This window comes from Nocardia sp. NBC_01329 (assembly GCF_035956715.1).
Classification (GTDB): domain Bacteria; phylum Actinomycetota; class Actinomycetes; order Mycobacteriales; family Mycobacteriaceae; genus Nocardia.
Genome location: NZ_CP108381.1, coordinates 5,065,026 through 5,085,208, shown reverse-complemented (window position 1 = coordinate 5,085,208; position 20,183 = coordinate 5,065,026). Strand labels below are relative to the sequence as shown.

The 20,183-nt window shown below is 67.1% G+C and carries 16 protein-coding genes; 8 read left to right on the top strand and 8 right to left on the bottom strand.

The genetic code is table 11. The annotated features are described in order from the left end of the window. The first annotated feature begins 54 nt into the window (after positions 1-54). Together OG405_RS22975 and OG405_RS22970 are read left to right on the top strand one after the other, a co-directional pair. Positions 55-858 carry a TrmH family RNA methyltransferase gene (locus OG405_RS22975; RefSeq protein ID WP_327148528.1) on the top strand — a complete coding sequence of 268 codons (804 nt, stop codon included), beginning with the start codon at positions 55-57 and terminating at the stop codon, positions 856-858. A 32-nt stretch (positions 859-890) separates the two neighbouring features. Next, entirely contained in the window at positions 891-1,163 is a 273-nt protein-coding gene (locus OG405_RS22970; RefSeq protein WP_327152454.1) for a DUF2537 domain-containing protein, read from the top strand. Positions 1,164-1,182: 19 nt separating this feature from the next. Here the strand turns inward: OG405_RS22970 and OG405_RS22965 are convergent, their stop codons facing one another. The 3 genes from OG405_RS22965 to serC form a co-directional block, all read right to left on the bottom strand. Further along, a complete protein-coding gene (locus OG405_RS22965) occupies positions 1,183-1,971 on the bottom strand; it encodes a DUF6928 family protein (protein WP_327148527.1) in 789 nt (262 codons plus the stop codon). 174 nt (positions 1,972-2,145) lie between these two features. Next, a complete protein-coding gene (gene sepH, locus OG405_RS22960; protein ID WP_327148526.1) occupies positions 2,146-3,774 on the bottom strand; it encodes a septation protein SepH in 1,629 nt (542 codons plus the stop codon). Positions 3,775-3,997: 223 nt separating this feature from the next. Then, positions 3,998-5,122, bottom strand: a complete 1,125-nt coding sequence (serC, locus tag OG405_RS22955) for a phosphoserine transaminase (protein WP_327148525.1) — start codon at positions 5,120-5,122, stop codon at positions 3,998-4,000. A 63-nt stretch (positions 5,123-5,185) separates the two neighbouring features. Here serC and OG405_RS22950 point away from each other — a divergent pair, with 63 nt between their 5' ends. Then, positions 5,186-5,899, top strand: a complete 714-nt coding sequence (locus OG405_RS22950) for a hypothetical protein (protein ID WP_327148524.1) — start codon at positions 5,186-5,188, stop codon at positions 5,897-5,899. A 582-nt stretch (positions 5,900-6,481) separates the two neighbouring features. Here the strand turns inward: OG405_RS22950 and OG405_RS22945 are convergent. After that, the gene (locus tag OG405_RS22945) at positions 6,482-7,627 is read right to left on the bottom strand and encodes a citrate synthase 2 (protein ID WP_327148523.1); all 1,146 of its coding nucleotides are present in this window, start codon (positions 7,625-7,627) and stop codon (positions 6,482-6,484) included. A 59-nt stretch (positions 7,628-7,686) separates the two neighbouring features. Here OG405_RS22945 and pdxH point away from each other — a divergent pair, with 59 nt between their 5' ends. The 3 genes from pdxH (at position 7,687) to OG405_RS22930 (ending at position 10,463) form a co-directional block, all read left to right on the top strand. Beyond that, complete coding sequence (pdxH, locus tag OG405_RS22940) at positions 7,687-8,406, top strand: pyridoxamine 5'-phosphate oxidase (RefSeq protein WP_327148522.1); 720 nt, start codon at positions 7,687-7,689, stop codon at positions 8,404-8,406. 432 nt (positions 8,407-8,838) lie between these two features. Then, complete coding sequence (locus tag OG405_RS22935) at positions 8,839-10,074, top strand: citrate synthase (RefSeq protein WP_442790783.1); 1,236 nt, start codon at positions 8,839-8,841, stop codon at positions 10,072-10,074. 29 nt (positions 10,075-10,103) lie between these two features. Then, on the top strand, positions 10,104-10,463 hold the full coding sequence (locus tag OG405_RS22930; RefSeq protein ID WP_327148520.1) for an FKBP-type peptidyl-prolyl cis-trans isomerase: 360 nt from the start codon (positions 10,104-10,106) through the stop codon (positions 10,461-10,463). Between the two features lie 138 nt (positions 10,464-10,601). Here the strand turns inward: OG405_RS22930 and OG405_RS22925 are convergent, their stop codons facing one another. From OG405_RS22925 to OG405_RS22910, 4 genes are all read right to left on the bottom strand, one after another. After that, positions 10,602-11,903: a sensor histidine kinase gene (locus OG405_RS22925; RefSeq protein ID WP_442790594.1), complete on the bottom strand. Its 1,302-nt coding sequence runs from the start codon at positions 11,901-11,903 to the stop codon at positions 10,602-10,604. Between the two features lie 92 nt (positions 11,904-11,995). Then, positions 11,996-12,715, bottom strand: coding sequence for a response regulator transcription factor (locus OG405_RS22920; RefSeq protein WP_327148519.1), 720 nt, complete (start codon positions 12,713-12,715; stop codon positions 11,996-11,998). A gap of 473 nt (positions 12,716-13,188) precedes the next feature. Next, on the bottom strand, positions 13,189-13,587 hold the full coding sequence (locus OG405_RS22915; protein WP_327148518.1) for a hemophore-related protein: 399 nt from the start codon (positions 13,585-13,587) through the stop codon (positions 13,189-13,191). 94 nt (positions 13,588-13,681) lie between these two features. Further along, positions 13,682-15,622, bottom strand: a complete 1,941-nt coding sequence (locus OG405_RS22910) for an AMP-binding protein (RefSeq protein ID WP_327148517.1) — start codon at positions 15,620-15,622, stop codon at positions 13,682-13,684. A gap of 313 nt (positions 15,623-15,935) precedes the next feature. Here OG405_RS22910 and OG405_RS22905 point away from each other — a divergent pair, with 313 nt between their 5' ends. After that, entirely contained in the window at positions 15,936-19,769 is a 3,834-nt protein-coding gene (locus OG405_RS22905; protein ID WP_327148516.1) for a sensor histidine kinase, read from the top strand. Next, positions 19,766-20,179 carry a roadblock/LC7 domain-containing protein gene (locus tag OG405_RS22900; protein WP_030522784.1) on the top strand — a complete coding sequence of 138 codons (414 nt, stop codon included), beginning with the start codon at positions 19,766-19,768 and terminating at the stop codon, positions 20,177-20,179. Before OG405_RS22905 ends, OG405_RS22900 begins: the two co-directional genes overlap by 4 nt. Positions 20,180-20,183: the final 4 nt, after the last annotated feature.

Below are 20,183 nucleotides of genomic sequence, written 5' to 3'. Positions count from 1 at the left end.
CACCGCGCGCACCCACCACCAACGGTCTCCCGCGCGCTTGGCAGGATGGACGCCGTGGCCGTGGTTCTCGAGGTGGACAGTATCGGCGATCCGCGGGTCGACGATTTCCGGGACCTGAAGGCGGCCGACCGCCGACCCGACCGGCCCGGCGGGAAAGGTCTGGTCATCGCGGAGGGGACCGTGGTGGTGCGGCGCATGCTGGATTCGCCGTTCCGTCCGCACGCGCTGCTCGGCGTCGACAAGCGGTGGCAGGAACTCGAGCCCGACCTCGCGGCCGTCGACGTCCCCTTCTATCGCGCTTCGGCCGAAGTGATGGCCGAGGTCGTCGGGTTCCATCTGAACCGCGGAGTACTGGCGGTGGCGAACCGGCCGGCCGAACGCGATTTCGATGAAGTCGTCGCCGATGCCGCCACGGTGGCAGTACTCGAAGGGCTCAACGATCACGAGAACCTCGGTTCGATGTTCCGCAACGCGGCCGGTCTGGGTGTCGACGCGATCCTGTTCGGCGACCGCTGCGCCGATCCGCTGTACCGTCGATCCGTGCGGGTTTCGATGGGACATGTGCTACGGGTGCCGTTCGCCCGGGTACCGGACTGGCCGGGCGGACTCGATCTGCTGCGACATCGTGGATTCCAGGTGGTCGCACTGACCCCCGACCCGGCAGCCCCCACGCTGGCCACGGCGCTCACCGGCGATCGGGTGGCGCTGCTGCTGGGCGCCGAGGGGCCCGGTCTGACCGAGGAAGCCATGACCGCGTCGGATGTGCGGGCGCGGATACCGATGTCGGCGAACACCGATTCGCTGAACGTGGCGACCGCTGCGGCGATGGCTTTCTACGAGCGGGTGCGGGCCTCGTGACTTCGGCACTCGGCGGCGCGGCCGCGGCCCGCATGCCCTGCCCGCCCAGCGAGCCCACGCCCTGGGCGGCGGGTCTCACGGTCGCCGCCCTGGTGGCCGCCTTGACCGCAGTCGGTGTGTACGCCTTCGGGGCGGCGCTGGCCCAGGTCCATCCCCTGCTTTCGCTGGCGGTCAACGTGGTCGCGGTCGGCGGAATCGCGCCCACCGTATGGCGCTGGCGGACCCGGCCGGTGACTCGCTGGGTGCTGGCCGGGGCGAGTACGGGCGTGGCGCTGGCCTGGATCGGGCTGTTGTTCTCCGTGTGAACCGCGGTGAGAGCGCCGCTTATTGATCGGCGCCCACCGCGGCGTCGTGCCCGCGAAACCAGGACAGCAGACCTTTACGTTCGTGCGCGAACCGGTTGTGCGGCGGCGGGGGCTGTTCCGGCTCGCCGGAATCGTTCCCGCGGGGCCGCAACCGGAAACCGCAGACCCGGATGTCCTTGGGGTCGACCGCGCGGGCTCGCTCTCCGGCGGTGGCCTCGTCGTCGCTCTCCGCTCCGGCGAGCGGGAAATACCGGAATCCCAGCCACTCGTGATTTGCGGTATCGGCGAAACCGGGTGGATCGAACGGCAGCACCAGCGGGTCGGGGAGTTCACCGGGACTCCACAGGATCGGGTGTTCGCCCGCCCAGTGCGGCCGCTCCCAGATATGTGGCAGACCGTGGTCCTGCATGATATTGAGCCGGGTCGAGCTGAACGCCCGGCGCAGTTCGCCGCGTTCCCAGTGCGCGAACGCGCCCCAGCCGTATTCCAGATCGAACGACACCAGGTAGGTGTGTTCTTCGGCGAGCGGCCGCACCAACAGGTCGGGTATGGCGGTCGGCTGCACCCGGGCCGCATAGGAACTGCACAGCAGAGTGAGTCCGGGATAGCTGCCGATATAGACCTCGTCGGCGTCTGGACCGTCGGTGTCGCCGAGGGTGACCGACGTGGTCGGCTCCACCACCAGGTCAGGATGCAGCTGCCGGGCCAGCGCGTAGGCCGCGTCGGGATCTGGGTCGGGGTCGGTGCGGAGTACCGCCGACGGGTCGAGGGTATCGACGTACCACACCGATGAAACCTTGGACAGCATCGGTCCACCTCCGATAGCGCACGAAACGAGGTCGCGAACTTCTCGGCGCAACTGCTGTCGTTATCCGGGTTGGCCCCGGAATCATCGGACCGCGTCGCCGTATACGCCCGAACTTACCCGCGCGAACGGGTGACTCGGGTGGTTGTGCGAGGTAACACGCCGGTCCGCGCCGGGTCAGTGACCCGAACTGCGAACCCCGAGCAGTACGTCCTCCCATGACGGCATGGGTGCCTTGCCGCGCTTGGTCCGGGCCGCCGATTTCGTGGCTTTGGCGGGAGGCTTCTTGAGGGCCGGCTTCGCCGCGGCAGGTTCGGTGTCCGGTGTTTCGGCAACCGGCTGGGGAGTGAGCTCCTGGGCCGGCGCACTCGGCTCAGCCGGCGTACTCGGCGCTTCGGCTTCCACAGGTGCCGGGGACCCGGCGGTCTCGTCGACTGTCGGCGTGGCGGTTTCGTCTGGTGATTCCGCAGGCTCGGCGGCCGGGACGGCGTCGGACGGCGTGGTCTCCGCAGGCGCGGTTGTCACCGGTGCGGCCTCGACGGGCGTAACAGCTGCGACCGGGGGAGCTGCAGCAGGGGTGGCCTCGATAGAGACAGCCGCGACCGAATCGGCTGCCACGGGAGCAGCAGCCGCGACAGGATCCGGCACGGATACGGCGGGAGCCGCTTCGGGTGTGACGGCTGCGGGTTCGGATGCGACTGCCGCGGGCTCGGGTACAGCCGGGCCGGGTTCGGGCGCCGTGGCTTCGGCCGGGGCGGGCGGCAATTCGGCCGCCGGGGCCGGAGTCGGCATCGGCGGATCCGGAGTCGGTGCCGGAGCATAGGTCGCGGTGGGTGCGGGCCGTGGGGCCGCCGCGGGACGAGCAGGCTCGGCGGGAACCGGATAGGTCTCGGCCGGTGGCCGGTAGGTTTCCGCCGGCGGCCGATAGCTTTCCACCGGCGGCCGATAGCTTTCCGCCGGTGGCCGGTAGGTTTCGGCGGGCGCGCTCGCTGCGGGAGTTCCGGCAGGCAGTCCGGTGCCACCCGGCCGAGCGGAACCGGGCGAGAGCGGAGTAGCGCCGGCGGGTAGCGGTGTCGTACCGCCGGCGGCGACCGCGCGCTGCTCGTAGTAGTCGTCCATCGCGGCCGGCCGGGCAGGCTCACGTCGCGGCTCGGCCACCGGTTCGGGTGTGGTGGCGGGTTCGGGCTCGACGGGGAGGATCGAAGCGAGACCGCGCAGCGCGCGACCGAAATCGGGATCGATGAGATCGGTGGCCGGATCGTCGAGCGGGGAAACACTGCCGCCGTGCGCGTCCGGCTGATAGCGCCAGTGCGCGGCGATCTCGGAACGGCCGTTCTGCCACTGCAACTGGGCGACCCAGAAACCCTTCTCGTCCTTCCACGCATCCCATTCGGCATTGTCGAGCGTATGGCCGCGCGCGGTGAAAGCCGCGGTCACCACATCGATCAAGATTTCCACGGCGGGACCGTCCGGACGGATCGGGTGGGCCTTCTGCGCGAGTTCGGCCGCGCGGGCCCGTTCCAGCAGCACCGGATAGGCGAACCGCTCCACCCGGCTCACCGGCATGCCGGATTCTTGCATCACCTGTTCCACGGACGCACCGGCCCGGATTCGAGCCTGGATATCGCGAGGACGCATAGTAGCTTCCATTTCGATCTCGATCTGGCCGAATCGGGCAAGGTCGCCGCGGGCGGCGGCACGAAGTTTGTCGTCGGCGGGAAGCCGGAATTTCTGACCACTTTCAGTGTCGACGCACACGATATGAGCGGAGTCGGGCGTCACCCCGATCACTCGAAGTTCACGCACCGTAACCTCCTTATCGCGTCGCTCGCGATACCGCCCACGTTCTGGAACAGTAGTGCACTTCTGGGATTCGTGTGGCAAGACACGCGGCATCGAAATGTACCCTGCGGGCGCGATCTACCGCTAATCTGCTCTATTCCCTTGTGTATCAAGTCGATTCCCCGAGACAGCGGCGGGCCCGTCGCACGACACGCGCGACGGGCCCGAACTCGCAGGTGATCTCGTCTCAGCCGAGGCTCGCGACCACCCAGTCGATGCAGCGGGTCAGCTGGGACACGTCCTCGGGGTCGATCGCGGGGAACATCCCGACGCGCAACTGGTTGCGGCCCAATTTACGGTAGGGCTCGGTGTCGACGATGCCGTTGGCCCGCAGCGTCTGGGCTACCGCGGCGGCGTCCACCGAATCCGCGAAATCGATGGTGCCGACCACCTGGGACCGGTGCGCCGGGTCGGTGACGAACGGGGTGGCGAACTCGCTGGCCTCGGCCCACGAGTACAGGCGCGACGAAGAATCGAGGGTCCGTTTCACTGCCCAGTCCAGGCCACCGTTGCGGTTGAGCCAATCGATCTGGTCGGCGAACAGCAACAATGTCGCCAGCGCCGGGGTGTTGTAGGTCTGGTCCTTGACGCTGTTCTCGATGGCGATCGGCAGCGAGAGGAAATCCGGGGTCCAGCGACCGGATTTCTTGATCTCCTCCACCCGGGCCAGCGCGGCCGGGCTCATCAATGCGATCCACAGGCCACCGTCGGCGGCGAAACATTTCTGCGGCGCGAAATAGTAGACGTCGGCGTCGGCGATGTTCACCGGCAGCCCGCCCGCGCCGGAGGTGGCATCGATAGCGATGAGCGCGTTCTCCGACCCCGCCGGCCGCCGGACCGGAACGGAAACACCGGTAGAGGTCTCGTTGTGAGCCCATCCGATGAGATCGGCCGACGGGTCCGCGGTGGGTTCCGGCGCACTACCCGGATCGGCGGAGACGACGATCGGGTCGCCGATGAACGGGTTCTTCTTGGTGACACCGGCGAACTTGGAACTGAACTCGCCGTAGGTGAGGTGCAAGGAACGTTCGCGGACCAGGCCGAACGCGGCGGCGTCCCAGAACGCGGTGGTGCCGCCGTTGCCGAGGACGACCTCGTAGCCCTCGGGGAGGGCGAACAGGTCCCGTAACCCGGACCGCACCCGGGCCACCACATCCTTGACCGGTTTCTGCCGGTGGCTGGTGCCGAATACCGAGGCACCCACCTCCACCAGGGACTGCAGCTGCTCCGGGCGAACCTTTGACGGACCGCAGCCGAAACGACCGTCGGCGGGCTTCAGGTCTTCAGGGATGGTCGGGAACGCACTGGTCATGGCGAACAGCGTAACCGCGCCGTTGCTGTGCCGCGTACCACACTCCGGCTAACGTGAACCGGTATGAGCATGCGGTCGTCCGGGGGCACTGCCGGGGGTCGATCCGGTGACAGCCGTGCGCGCGGCCGGAACGAACTCCCGAGTTCGCCCGGCCCGCTCTATCGATTGCGCGACCTGCTCCCACGCCGTTTCCGCCGACGCGGTGAAGCGCCCACCGGCCCCGACCGCCGGGCCCTGCTGACGACCGGAACCGCCGGTTCGGCGACCGTCCTGTCGACCCGGACCCGCCGCACCGAACCCGGCTACACCTTCCGGGTCCGCGTCCGCCTGCCCGGGCTTCCGCCCTACGAATCGCAGGTCCGGCAGCGGGTCTCCGGCGCCGAACTGGACCGGATGCGCCCGGGCGATCTGGTCTGCTGCCGGGTCGACCCGGAAGACCGCGACCGCATGGTGCTGTATCTCCCCGGCGATACCGACCCCGGCCGCGCCGGCCTGGTCAAGATCCTCGCCGAGGGCCGTCGCGCCGAGGCAACGGTTCTGGCGGTGACTCCGATCGATGCCGACTACTGCGGCTGTGACGATCCGGTCCTGCGCCTGGATCTGGAACTACGCGCCTGGGACGAACCCGACCCGTGGCGGGTCAGAGTGGTCCAGTCGGTCCCCCTGGCAACCATCGGCCTCTTGGACCTGGGCGCCAAACTCCAGGCCGCCTTCTTCTCCGTGGACACCGGAGAATCGGTGGCCATCGACTGGGAAGCCGAGCCCGAACGAACCTGACCCCCGAAGCCGGACTCGCGGGTCTGTGACGGAGCCGTGAAGTTACCCGGCACCCATCGGCCGACTCTCTCTCCCTCCCCTGGGCAAACCGCCCGGCCCCCCGGCGCCGAGTTTTTACGAGGCCCACAAAGGTCGAGGTCCGTCCCGCCCTTGGCCGGAGGTGCTCAGCAGATCACATTCCACGGACGGCCGACCGCACGTCGCATGCGCCGCAGGCGCGAGTCTCGGGCGCTGAACGGCGGGACTCCCAGGGGCCTCGACCCCGCGCCGCCGCCGGCGGCGCCAATAAACACAGCACCTTCACGAATAAGCCCACACTCCACTTTTACGGGCGAGCTGCCTGCGGACCATTCAGGTGTGTTCGCTCGTGACGGTGGGGCAGTCGTACTTGCTGACTGGGTGTATTCGCTTGCGTGGGTGAGCGGCCGCCCGGTCCTGGAAGACCCTCGTGAGGGTGGGAAGTGGGGTTGCTCGTGAAGGTGAGGGGTGGGCTTGCTCGTGAAGGTGGTAGGTGAGCTCGCTCGTGAAGGTGCTGTCGCTGGTGGAGGGGGCACGGTTTTTGCTTTTGGGGGTTTGTCTTGGCTATGCGGTGTGTACTGCGTCCCAACCGGTGACATCCTGCGGCTTCCTTGGGCCCGGTCCCGTGTAGATCGCCGCGGGGCGGACCAGTTTGCCCAGTTTCTTCTGTTCCATGATGTGTGCGCACCAGCCGGCCGTCCGGCCGCAGGTGAACATGGCGGGCATCATGTGGGCGGGTACTTCGGCGAAGTCGAGGATCACCGCAGCCCAGAATTCGACATTGGTTTCGATGGCGCGGTCGGGCCGGCGCTCGCGGAGTTCGGCAAGGGCCGCCTGTTCGAGGGCGGCGGCCACCTCGTAGCGGGGTGCGGCCAGGCGGGCGGCGGTATCGCGCAGGACCCGGGCGCGCGGGTCCTGGGCCCGGTACACCCGGTGGCCGAAACCCATCAGTTTTTCCTTGCGGTCCAGGATGCCCTTGACCAGTGCGCGGGCGTCGCCGGTGCGTTCCACTTCTTCGATCATGGGCAGGACCCGGGCGGGGGCGCCGCCGTGCAGGGGGCCGGACATGGCGCCGATGGCTCCGGAGAGGGAGGCGGCGACGTCGGCGCCCGTCGAGGCGATGACGCGGGCGGTGAAGGTGGAGGCATTCATACCGTGTTCGGCCGCCGATACCCAGTAGGCGTCGATGGCCTCGGTATGCCGAGGGTCGGGGTCGCCCTTCCAGCGGGTCATGAACCGGTCGGTGACCGTGGTGCATTCGTCGATACGGCGTTGCGGTACCGCGGGCTGGTAGATACCGCGCGCGGATTGCGCCACGTAGGAAAGAGCCATCACCGAGGCCCGGGCCAGGTTTTCCCGCGCGGTCGCGTCGTCGATGTCGAGCAGCGGCTGATAGCCCCAGATAGGAGCGAGCATCGCCAGCCCGGCCTGTACGTCTACGCGCACGTCGCCGGTGTGTACCGGGAGCGGGAAGGGTTCGGCCGGGGGCAGGCCGTGGCCGAATTCGCCGTCGACCAGGAGGGCCCAGGCATCGCCGAAGGTGACCCGGTTCCCGACCAGGTCTTCGATGTCCACGCCCCGGTAGCGCAGCGCGCCACCGTCCTTATCGGGTTCGGCGATCTCGGTGGTGAACGCGACCACCCCCTCCAGGCCGCTGACGAAGTCGTCCGGCACCCCGCCGGACCCCGATACCGCGGAATTGGTGGTCATACCGACTCTCCTTTCAACAGGACTCTATCGCCGACCTACTCGGGAGTAACGTCTGGCCCATGGCAGATGTGGAGCAGACCGGTGCCGATTTCGGTGCGATGCGCGCCGAATACGGTGCTGCCCATCCGGGTTCGGCGGACTCCGGTCCGTTACTGGGTGTGCACGACACGGAACTCGATGAACTCTCGGTGGCCGGGGGCTGGGAGCCGCTGCTGCGACTGTGGATAGAACAGGCGACCGTCGCCGAGATCGCCGAACCCAACGCCATGGTGCTCGGAACCGTCGTGGGGACCGGCGCGACCGCCCGGCCGGTGACTCGTACGGTGCTCTGTAAGGGACTCTCGCCGGAGGGTGTCATCTTCTACACGAACTACGGCTCCGCCAAGGGTGCCCAGCTCGCGATTACACCTTATGCCTCGGCGACCTTCCTCTGGCCGCAACTGGCCCGGCAGGCCCATGTACGCGGCCGAGTCGAACGGGTCGGCGTGGAGGTAACCGAACGGTACTGGCGGTCGCGCCCCCGGGAATCCCAGCTCGGCGCGTGGGCCTCACAGCAGTCCGAGCCGATCGGCTCGCGCGCGGAACTGGACCGGCAGCTGGCTCGAACCGTGGACCGATTCAATGGGGTCGACGAGATCCCGGTGCCACCACACTGGGGTGGTTATCTGCTGATTCCCGACGAAGTGGAGTTCTGGCAGGGGCAACGCGGGCGACTGCACAACCGGATCGTGGTCCGCATCGGCGCCGCCGGGATGACGGCATCCCGCCTGCAGCCGTGAGTGCGAGCCGGGTCGCGAAGCCCTGTCCAGGCCCGTTACCTCCGATTCGGTGATGTTCGGCACGGTTTCGGATGTGAGGTGGTGGGTACGTTCAGTGGGCGGTGGAGAGCGCCGGTTTCTCCTCTGGCTCGCGGGGGTTGCGTCCAGAATCGGCCCACGCCGTTTCCGGGGGGTAATTGCCCCGGTCACAGCATTACCGGCCGGTAGGTGAACCCTGATTCTCACACCCGTGCGAGCCGATTGTGAGATCAGGGTGGGCGGGACCCTCCCCTCCGGTCTCGCCGGAGCAAGGACTAGCGTCTACCGATAACGCACCGTGTGTCGTCCGCACACGATGCCGACGGTCATAAGCCTGAGAGGGAACCTTCCGTGCCCGAGAATCACATCAATGACGCCAAACCGGTTCTCACCTACCCCGGTGGCGAATACCCGATGACCATCGCCCAGGCCGCCGAAGGAAACGACGGTATCGATCTCGGCAAGCTGCTGGCGAGCACGGGATATACGACCTATGACCCGGGTTTCGTCAACACCGCGTCGACCAAATCGGCCATCACCTATATCGACGGTGAAGAAGGTATTCTGCGTTACCGCGGTTACCCGATCGAGCAGCTCGCCGACAACTCGACTTTCATCGAGGTCAGCTATCTGCTCATCTACGGCGAACTACCCACCCAGGACCAGCTCGAGGATTTCACCGATAGGATCCGTCGGCACACCCTGCTGCACGAGGATCTGAAGCGCTTCTTCGACGGCTTCCCCCGTAACGCGCATCCGATGCCCGTGCTCTCCTCGGCGGTCAACGCGCTCTCGGCCTACTACCAGGACTCGCTGGACCCCCGCGACCCCGAACAGGTCGAACTCTCCACCATCCGGCTGCTGGCCAAACTGCCCACCATCGCCGCGTACTCGTACAAGAAGTCGGTGGGCCAGCCGTTCCTCTACCCGGACAACTCACTGTCGCTGGTGGAGAACTTCCTGCGGATGACCTTCGGTTTCCCGGCCGAGCCCTACCAGGTCGACCCGGAAATCGCCTCGGCGTTGGACATGCTGCTGATCCTGCACGCCGACCACGAGCAGAACTGCTCCACCTCCACGGTCCGGCTGGTCGGCTCCTCCGACGCGAACCTGTTCACCTCCGTATCCGGCGGTATCAACGCGCTGTGGGGCCCGCTGCACGGCGGCGCGAACCAGGCCGTGCTGGAAATGCTGGACGGTATTCTCGCCGACGGCGGGGACGTCAAAGAATTCATCCGTAAGGTCAAAGCCAAAGAAGACGGTGTGAAGCTCATGGGCTTCGGGCACCGGGTCTACCGCAACTACGACCCGCGCGCCGCCATCGCCAAGAAACACGCCGACACCATTCTGAGCAAACTCGGTAGCGATCCGCTCTTCGATATCGCTCAGGCGCTGGAAGAGGCCGCACTCACCGACGAGTACTTCGTCGAACGCAAGCTGTACCCGAACGTCGACTTCTACACCGGTGTCATCTACAAGGCCATGGGCTTCCCGACGCGAATGTTCACGGTACTGTTCGCCATGGGCCGACTGCCGGGCTGGATCGCGCACTGGCGGGAAATGCACAGCGAAGCGATCAAGATCGGCCGTCCGCGACAGATCTACACCGGCTACGGTGCACGTGACTACAACGAAATCGCCAAACGCTGAAACCGATTGAATCGAAGGGGATTCAAGGCATGAGCAAACCGGAAATCGAATTCCAGGCGGGCCCCCCGCCCACCGAACTGGTCATCAAGGACATCACTGTCGGTGAGGGTGCCGAAGCGGTGCCCGGCGGCACGGTCGAAGTGCACTACGTCGGCGTGGAATTCGATACCGGCGAGGAGTTCGACTCGTCGTGGAACCGCGGTGAAGCGATCAACTTCCCGCTGCGCGGCCTCATCCAGGGCTGGCAGGACGGTATCCCCGGTATGAAGGTCGGCGGCCGTCGTCAGCTGACCATCCCGCCGGAACTGGCCTACGGCGCGGCGGGCGGCGGACACCCTCTGTCGGGAAAGACCCTGGTCTTCGTCATCGACCTGCTGGACGCCAAGTAGTTTCGTGCGTGGGGTGAGCCCCTGAACATCGTCTCGGCCCCCGAAGCCCCGCTTCGGGGGCCGAGCTGTCGGCGGCACCGGCCGGCCGAGCCGGTTCGCTCCTGCGAACTGCGGGATCTCACGCTCGGTGCGGAAGTCTCAATGCCCCTGTGCCGAGACCTGCGCGGCGGTGCGGTCGACCGATCGGTGGGGGAGAACCAACACCAAACGGACCCCGCCCAGCACGCCGTCGTCGAAATAGGCCCGCCCGCCGTGCAGCTGGGCCTGCTGAGCGACCAGGGCCAGACCCAGGCCGGAACCGCCTTTGCTGGCCCGGCTCCCTCGAGCGAAGCGGGCGAAAACAGTTTCCCGTTCCTCGGGCGGGAGCCCATAGCCGTTGTCGTCGATCGAGAGGACGATGGTGCCGTCGGGGGCGCGATGGGCCGAGAGCAGCGCCTCGGTGGCCCCGCCGTGCTTGACGGAATTCTTCAAGGCGTTGTCCACTGCCAGCCGCAATCCCGCGGGCAGGCCGCGGGTGACCACTTCCGGATCGGTGTCGATACCGACGGTCAGGCCGGGATAATGGCGCATGGCGTCATGGGCGGCCTGATCGCACAATTCCGCTATATCGGTGTCGATATGGTCGCGTTCGGAGGTCAGATCCCCCGAGGCGAGGCGTTCCAGCGCGGCCAGTGTCGTTTCCACCCGGCCCTGGCTGCGTTGCAGATCGCCGAGAATCTCGGTGCGCTGTGCTTCGTCGAGATCGAGGGTCGCCAGTACCTCCAGATCTGTTCGCATAGCAGTGAGAGGTGTGCGCAGTTCGTGCGCGGACACCGCGGCGAAATCCCGGGCGGTCTCCAGCGCCGCCGCTGTTTCGGTCTGCGCTCGAGCGACCCGGCGCAGCATGGTGTTCACCGCGTCCGCCAACTGCTCTGCCTCCATGACACCGGAGCTGTCGACCGGCTCGGGCGTACCATCGCCGTAGCCGGTACGCGCACCGACCTGGCGGGTGAGCACCACGATGGGCCGGACCGCGCGCCCGCCGAACAACCAGCCGAGTCCGGCCGCCGCCGCGATCGCGAGCAGGCCGCCGAACACCACCCAGCGCTGTTGTCCGGCGGTCATCTCGGCCGCCTCCGCCGCAGGGATCCCGAGCGAAACCGAGCGGCCCGCAGGCTGGTTCTCCGTCGTGGTGAGCACCCGATACGGGGTTTCGTTCACGGTGACCGTCTTCTCACCCGGCTCGAGCTCCGGCAACTCCACCGAACTCGACGCGAGGACCCGATCGTCGTCCCGGACGGTCAATGCCATATCGCGGTCGGGTCCGAGCAGGTTCACCACCCCGACCGCGACCACCGGCTCGATCAGCACGAGCCGCGAAGCGATCCGCAACTGCTGATCGGTCTGTTGCAGATTGTTGTGTTCGATGGCGGGAATCGCGATCGCGCTGACCACTGCCACAATGAGCACCGCCCCGGCCGCGGCCGCCCCCGCGACCCGGGTGCGCAGCGAATACGACCGCCGGCGTCGTCTTCGCCCAGGACCGCCGACGTTCACTTCGTTTCCCGCAGCACAAACCCGACACCGCGAATGGTGTGCAGCAGCCGCGGGGTGCCGTCGGTCTCCAATTTGCGACGCAGATAGCCGACGAAAACGTCCACCACATTGGTATCGGCCGCGAAATCGTAGCCCCACACCAATTCCAGCAGCCGCTCCCGGCTCAGCACCACACCCGCGTTGCGCGCCAGAGTCGACAGCAGCTCGAACTCTCGTTTGGTCAGCTCGATCTCCCGGCCGCTCAGCAACGCCCGATAACCGGCCGTATCCACCTGCAACGGCCCGACCGAAATGACATCGGGGCCGCCGGGAGCGACGGCGGAATCGGTGCGCCGCCGCAACAGCGCCTTGATCCGAGCCACCAGCTCGGCCAGAACGAACGGTTTCACCAGGTAGTCGTCGGCGCCCGATTCGAGACCGGCTATCCGATCACCGACGGAACTGCGTGCGCTCAGCACACAGATCGGCACATCGTTACCCATCGCACGCAGCGCCGTCACCACGCCTGCCCCGTCCAGGACAGGCATGTTCATATCCAAGACGATCGCATCGGGTGCCTCCTCCGATACCGCACGCAGCGCCGCCGCCCCGTCCCTCGCGATATTCACCCGGAACCCGGATAAACGCAGCCCCCGCTCGACCGATGCGAGAACATCCTCGTCGTCGTCGACAACGAGCACCGCCGGGTTGCTGGTCCGCTCCGTCACATCGTCCATTCTGCCTACCTACCATCGGATTCCTTCGACCCGGAGCTGTGTTTATTTGCGCCGCCTCCGGCGCCGCGGGGGTCGAGGCCCCTGCAGCATCTGCGCGGTCGGGAGAATCGGAGCAGGACAGGCCGGGGTACCCGAGACAGACATGACGCCGGGGACCGAAGCAGACATGAACCGGCGCGGACGACCGATCGGGCGAAGTCCGCAGTCGGACGCGGCGCCGATGGTGCGACACCCGCACCGGGAAGCGGGCAGCGACGACCCTTGACCGGCAGGCGGCCGACCCGAAGGGTTGAGGCCGTCTCGCCGTTCAGGCCTCGAAGCGCATGCGACGTGCGGTCGGCCATCCGATGGACCGACCGTTGAGCACCTTCGGCCGAGGTGAACCCACCCAGGCCAGGGTGCGAGTCCCGAGGCCTGAACGGCGAGACTTCCAGGGCCTCAACCCCCGCGCCGCCGCGGGCGGCGCCAAAGACTCAGTAGTTCTGGCAGGTGTCCGCTACGCCCTGGAGGGTTGCTCGGAGCTGCTGCGAGCGCGGGTCGTTCTCGGCTTGCTGTGCTTGTTCGGGGTTCTGTTCGATGTACTGCTGCAGTTCGGCGCGGCGCTGTTCGACCGGCTGGTCGAACTTGCTCTGTAATTGCGCCTTCATGTCGGGGTTGTTGTCCAGCATCGCTGCCAGTTCCGGGGCTTGGTCGTGGAGCGCGGCATCGACCTGCGCGAAGGAGCAGTCGCTGGTGATCAGCGGTTCGGCGAAATCCGTCGGCGCCGCAGAAGCGACGGCGGGGCTCAGGAAGGCGGTGACCGCGGCTGCCGCACCCAGGGTGAGGGTGGTCAGGCCGACTTTGCCGCGAAACCGTGTCGTGGAGTGTGCCATGGGGGTTACTGCCTCCTACTGTCTCGTGTCGAGCCGGGGCTCGTGGACTGCCTCAGACCGTATTGCCCCGTCATGGCCGGCCTATGAGGTTTTCTTAAGAGGAGTTTGAGTTTTGCGCGGGTCGCACGATTCGGGCGAGTTCGTCCAGGACCGTGGGATCTTCGATGGTGGAGGGTATTTCGTAGTTCTCACCCGCTGTCATCTGGCGCAAGGTTTTACGCAGGATCTTCCCGGAGCGGGTTTTGGGCAGGGCGGGGACGGCGACGGCGTCGTAGAGGCCGGCGACCGGGCCTATCTGTTTCCGGACGCATTCGCTCAATTCGTCGCGCAGACTTTCGGGGTCGACGTCGGCGTCGGCTTTGAGAACTACATAAGCGATGGGACGTTGCCCTTTGAGTTCGTCGGGTAGCCCGATCACCGCGCATTCGGCGACGGCGTCGTGTCCGGCGACGGCGGCTTCGATACTGCCCGCGGAAAGGCGGTGCCCGGCCATATTGATCACATCGTCACTGCGGCCGAGGACGAACAGGTAACCGTCCTCGTCGAAATAGCCGGAGTCGCCGGTGAGGAAATGCCCGGGATATGCGGATAGGTAGGACCGCTGGTAGCGCTCTTCCCCGCGCCACAGTCCGGTGAGTACGCCGGGTGGCAGCGGCAGGCCGATGACGATATTGCCCTCGGCGCCGGCGGCCACCGGGTTGCCGGAGGAGTCCAGTACCCGCAGCCGGTAGCCGGGTACGGGGACCGCCGCCGAGCCGGGTTTGATCGGCAGCTGTTGCAGGCCGAGTGGATTGGCGCAGATGGGCCAGCCGGTTTCGGTCTGCCACCAGTGATCGATCACCGGGCAGTCCTCGCGGTCTGCCAGCAGGGTGTCGGCGGCCCACCGGTAGGTGGCCGGATCGAGCCGCTCACCTGCACAGAACAGCGAGCGCAACGAACTCAGATCGTAATCGTGGGCGATGTTGGCGGCAGGATCTGCGCGGCGGATGGCCCGCAGTGCGGTGGGGGCGGTGAACAGGGTGTGTACCCGGTGCTCCGCTACTACACGCCAGAAGGCACCGGCGTCCGGGGTGCCCACCGGTTTGCCCTCGTAGAGCAGCGTTGTCGCGCCTACCAGTAGGGGCGCGTAGACGATGTAGGAATGGCCGACGACCCAGCCGACATCGGAGGCCGCCCAGATGACCTGTCCTGGACCGACGTCGTAGATATTGCGCATAGACCAGGTCAGGGCGACCGCATGACCGCCGTTGTCGCGGACTACGCCCTTGGGCTTACCGGTCGTACCCGAGGTGTACAGAATATATAAGGGGTCGGTCGCCGCGACCGAAACAGGTTCGGCGGGTTCGGTATCGCTGACCGCTGCATCCCAGTCCAGCCACCGTACCGAGCTGTCGACGGGAGAATTCCCGTTGTGGCCGGGAAAGTCGGCACGCTGTTTCACCAGGACAGTTCGCGGAGCGGTGGTGCCTGCCGATTCCAGTGCTTCGGCCACGATGGGCGGATAGGCGATGACGCGGTTCGGTTCCAGCCCCCCTGACGCTGTCACGATCAGGACGGGTTCGGCATCGTCGAGACGGGCGGCCAGTTCGGGAGCTGCGAATCCACCGAAAACCACCGAGTGCACGGCGCCGATTCGGGCGCAGGCCAGCATCGCGATCACCGCTTCGGGAATCATCGGCATGTAGATCACGACCCGATCACCGGCGGTTACGCCGAGGTCGCGCATGGCGCCGGCGAAACGGGCCACCTCGTCGCGGAGTTCGGTGTAGCTGTAAACCTGTTTTACGCCGGTCATGGCGGAGTCGTAGATCAGTGCCGGCTGCTCGGCGCGGCCGGCTTCGATATGCCGGTCCAGGGCGTTGTAGCACGTGTTGAGACGGGCCCCCGGGAACCATCGTGACGTTCGTCTATCGGTGTCGAGGGCCTGTTCAGGGGGTAGATCCCAATGGACGGCCGCGGCTGCCCGGGTCCAGAACTCGGCCGGATCGACCAGACTGGTCTGATAGACCGGTCGATACTCGTTCCTCGCGTTCACCCGTGCTCCTAGCTTCGCAGCAATCCTCGCCTCGATAGATCAGCACGATTGTGGCAGACTTCACGCGACCTCCCGTCGGGTGTCGCGACCATGGCTTATGTCTGTAACCGGCTGGTCAATGTGCGTGAACCCGGGCTGAGTACACCAAGAAGTTATTGATCCGTTAGAATCTGATGACACAAATTCGGTCCGTCGTAGACGCAATTTCTCGGCCAGCCGCGACCCACGGGCAGCTCCACCCGTCGAGCCACTATGCGAGTGTGGAGTTCCGCTGATGGTGCATGGCTGGGGCCAGGTTGGAAAGTGAGTGGGAATGCGTGACGCCGCTAGGTCCGGCACGAAGCGCTGGGCGCTGAGTAACTGGGACCTTCGCTGGAAGGTTACGGCCGTACTGGCTGTGCCATTGGCGGTCGCGGTCGGGCTCGGCGTGTCCAGGATTTCGGCGGAGTGGAGCAACGCGAACCGGCTCGGTTCCGCTTCCGAGAACGTCGGCATCGTTCCTTCCGTCCTCGATCTCAGTACCGCGACGTCCGCGACGGCGGGTTCCCAGGTGATCGCCATTGCGCCGGGCCGGTCGATGGTCACCGAGGACAACCTGGCCTCCCTGGACAAGTCGATCGCAGCGGCCGAATCCGCGCTGGCCGAACTCGACGACCTACCGCCGGCGCGGCAGGCGCTCGTGGAGATGATCGATCAGGCCAAGGGAGTCCGCGCCGGCGGTATGGCACCGTCGAACCTGCCTCCGGATGAGGCTGTGCAGGTTCTCGACAAAGCGCGTAACGCGGGTGTCCGGGCCGTCGAGTCGATTCTCGGGGAGATCGGTGACGCGTCGATCGACCCGGCGAAACTCCGGCTCGTGGACGCGCTGAACCTGCGTTCCACCATGGTCGGTGAGATCACCGCGGCAGCCGAACTCATGCGTAACCAGGAATCCGGTGAACAGGCCTACCGGACCGCGACCAATACCGAACGTGCGCTGCTGAACATCCTGAGCCAGCGCTACAACGCCGAAGATCCCGATATCGCGATCCTGCGCCAGGGCATCGACAATCGCTCCGGAATGCTCGAGACCCCCGAAGCGCAGGCCGGTCGGCTGCCACTGGGCGAGGCTCGGCAATCCCTGCTGGACAGCACCGCGACCACCGACAAACTGATCGCCGAGGCCACCTCGTCGATCGACGACGGTGTGCGGACGATGGCCGACAAGGCCTTGTCCGACGCGGTCGTCTACTCGATCGTCGTGCTGCTGACGATCCTCGCCGCGCTGCTGCTCGCCGTGTTCGTGGCCCGGTCGATGATCGTGCCGCTGCATCGGCTGCGCCTGGCCGCCCTGCGGGTGGCCGAAAGCGATCTGCCCGACGAAGTCGCCCAGCTCCGTACCGGCGCCTCCCCGGAGGAAGTGCCGCTCGAACCGATGCCCATCCGGTCCGAGGAGGAGATCGGTCAGCTCGCGCGCGCGATCGACGATATCCACGGCCAGGCCCTGCGTTTGGCCAGCGATCAGGCGCAGATGCGTTCCCAGGTCAACGATATGTTCGAGACCTTGGCCCGGCGCAGTAAATCGCTCGTCGACCATCAGCTCAGTCTCATCGAGGCGATGGAGTACGACGAGAAGGATCCACGCCTGCTGGAGAACCTCTTCCGGCTGGACCACCTCGCCGCGCGTATGCGTCGTAACGGTGACAACCTCCTGATTCTCGCCGGGACCAAACAGCGTCGCGCCAAATCCGCGCCCGTCGAGATCGCCGATGTGCTGCGCGCCGCGATCTCCGAGGTCGAGGACTACGAGCGGGTCAAGCTCGGCGCCACCCCGCGTGGTGCGCTGATCGAACCGGCCGCCTCCGATATGGCGCACCTGTTCGCCGAACTCCTGGACAACGCGCTGCGTGCTTCGCCTCCGGAGACGGATGTGAAGTTCACCTTCGCGCAGGCACACGATCAGGGTCTGCTCATCGAGGTCGCCGATCGCGGTATCGGTATGCCGCCGAGTGAGATGGCCGAGATCAACCGCCGCCTGGAGAGCACCGCCGAGCCCGGGCCGGATACCGCACGCCACATGGGTCTTTTCGTGGTGGGTCGGCTCGCGGAACGGCACGGTCTCAACGTGCGCCTGCGGCCGACCTTCGACACCGCCCGCGATCCGGGTGTGACCGTCACCGTGCACGTGCCGATGAGTTTGATCGTCGCCGGGGAGACCCAGATCCTCCCGCTGGCGACCGGTTCCGGTCCGCAGCCGCTGGTCGCCAACGACGCCGGGAAGAAGAAGCCCGAGGACTCTCCCGACGAGGCTGCCGCAGCCGCACTGCGCGGCGGGCCGTCCATGCAGACCCGTGGGATCAGCCGCACCGCGGCCGGCAACATGATGGTCACCGTCGATCCCGGTATGAGCGGTCCGCTGCCGGTTGTCGAGCGGCCCAAACCACCGGAGCGTCCGGCAAGCCCCACGCCGCTGGGTGCGGGTGGGTTGCCGCAGCGGCAACCGGGCAATGCCATGGCCGGTGGCTCCCGCGAGGGTGAGCAGGGCACCACCAGTCTCCGGGAGGCCAGCGCGGGCAGTACCGCGCAGCGCGGCAAACTGGCCGCGGCCAGTCTGCCCAAACGCAATGTGGGTCCGGGCGGCGCCACCCCGACTCTGCCGCCGCGCGGTACGAATGAAGGCGCCACCCCGACTCTGCCGCCGCGTACTCCGGGCGGTCCGGCCGCGGGCGGCCCGCCGCCGCGGGAGCCCAAGATCGGTTCCGGTGGGCTGCCGCAACGGCAGCCCGGTACCGCTGGTGCGCCGCAGCCGGGTTCGGGCGGATTGCCGCAGCGCCAGCCCGGCGTCAACGGGGCACCCGGCGGCAGTCGGGAGGCCACACCGGCTCGCCCGGAGGACGAACGCCCGATCGAATCCGCAGCCGAAACCGCGACGCCTCCGCGCAGCGCCGGATCGCTGCCTCCGCGCCAGCCGGACCAGCAGCGTCCGAACGGTCTGCCGCAACGGGATCCGGGCACCAACGGTGCGCCGGCTCGTGAGAACGGCGCGTCGGGTCTGCCGCAGCGCGGTTCGGCACGGCCTGAACCTGAGCCTCGTCCCATCGCGGAATCCGGGTCCGGCGGGCTACTGCCCCGGCGCGAGTCGGGCTCCACAGGGCTGCCGCAGCGTGATACCTCGGGTGAACTGCCTACGCAGCGGGGTCCGGCGTCCGGCGGTCGTTTACCGCAGCGTGATACCTCGGGTGAACTGCCCACGCAGCGGGGTCCGGCGTCCGGCGGTCGCTTGCCGCAGCGTGATACCTCGGGTGAACTGCCCACGCAGCGGGGTCCGGCGTCCGGCGGTCGTTTACCGCAGCGTGATACCTCGGGTGAACTGCCCACGCAGCGGGGTCCGGCGTCCGGCGGTCGTTTACCGCAGCGTGATACCTCCGGTGAACTGCCCACACAGCGCCCGGCCACGTCCGGTGGGCTGCCGTCCCGCCGGGAAGCATCGGGTAACGGCCTGCCGCAGCGTCCGGCGTCCGGCGGCGGTCTGCCGCAGCGTGGGGCTCCGGCCGAGAACGGCCGACCGGGACGGGAAAACTCGAATCCCCTGCCGCAGCGGGACATCGCGGCGCAGGGGGGCCTGCCCCGGCGGGAACCGGGCGGTTACACCGCTGAACGGTTCGACAACCCGCCCGGCGTCGCGTTGCCACGGGAACCCGAACCCGCCGAAGACTCCGCGGCCGCCCGGGAACCCGGTCGGCACAGTTACAAGTCCAACCCGGCGAAGACCGCCTCCTTCTTCCAGACCCGGCTGCAGCCGGCGGAGGAGACCGACAGTGTGCTGGGTGGGACGCCGATCTTCGCGGAGATGATGTCTGCATGGCTGTCGGATTCGGATACCGACCGCTCTCAGGCCGTCGCATCCTTCGATTCACCGGGCGACGAGGGTTGGACCGCGGCCCGGCGAGCCAGTGAAGCCGAGCCCGAGACCCGCACCGCGGCCGGTCTGCCACAGCGTAATCCGGGTAACCGGTTGGTACCCGGCGCCATCAACGGGGCCCAGGAGCGTACGCCGAGTCGCAATCCCGACACGATCCGGTCTAGTTTGAGTCGGCACCAGCAAGGTGTTCGGGATGGCCGTGCAATGAGAGCAATGAACCTAACCGGAGACAAAGGAGACCGATGAACCCCGAACTAGGTGGTACGAACCGTCAGTTGGATTGGCTGGTTTCGAACTTCGCAGGCGAGGTTCCTGGCGTAGCCCATGCCGTCCTGGTCTCGGCCGACGGCCTGCTGATGGCGGCGAGTGCCCAACTACCGGTCGATCGGGCCGAGCAGCTCTCGGCGGTCACGGCCGGACTGGCGAGTCTCTCGGTGGGTGTGTCCAATCTGTTCGAAGGCGGCACGGTACTGCAGTCCGTCGTCGAAATGGAGCACGGCTACCTACTCCTGATGGCAGTGGGCGACGGGTCATATCTCGCGGTGCTGACCAATACGTCCTGTGATATCGGACAGGTCGGCTACGAGATGGCTCTGTTGGTCGAACGCGTAGGCCAGACAGTTCAGGCCACTCCACGCGTCACGATGGGTTCCTGATGGT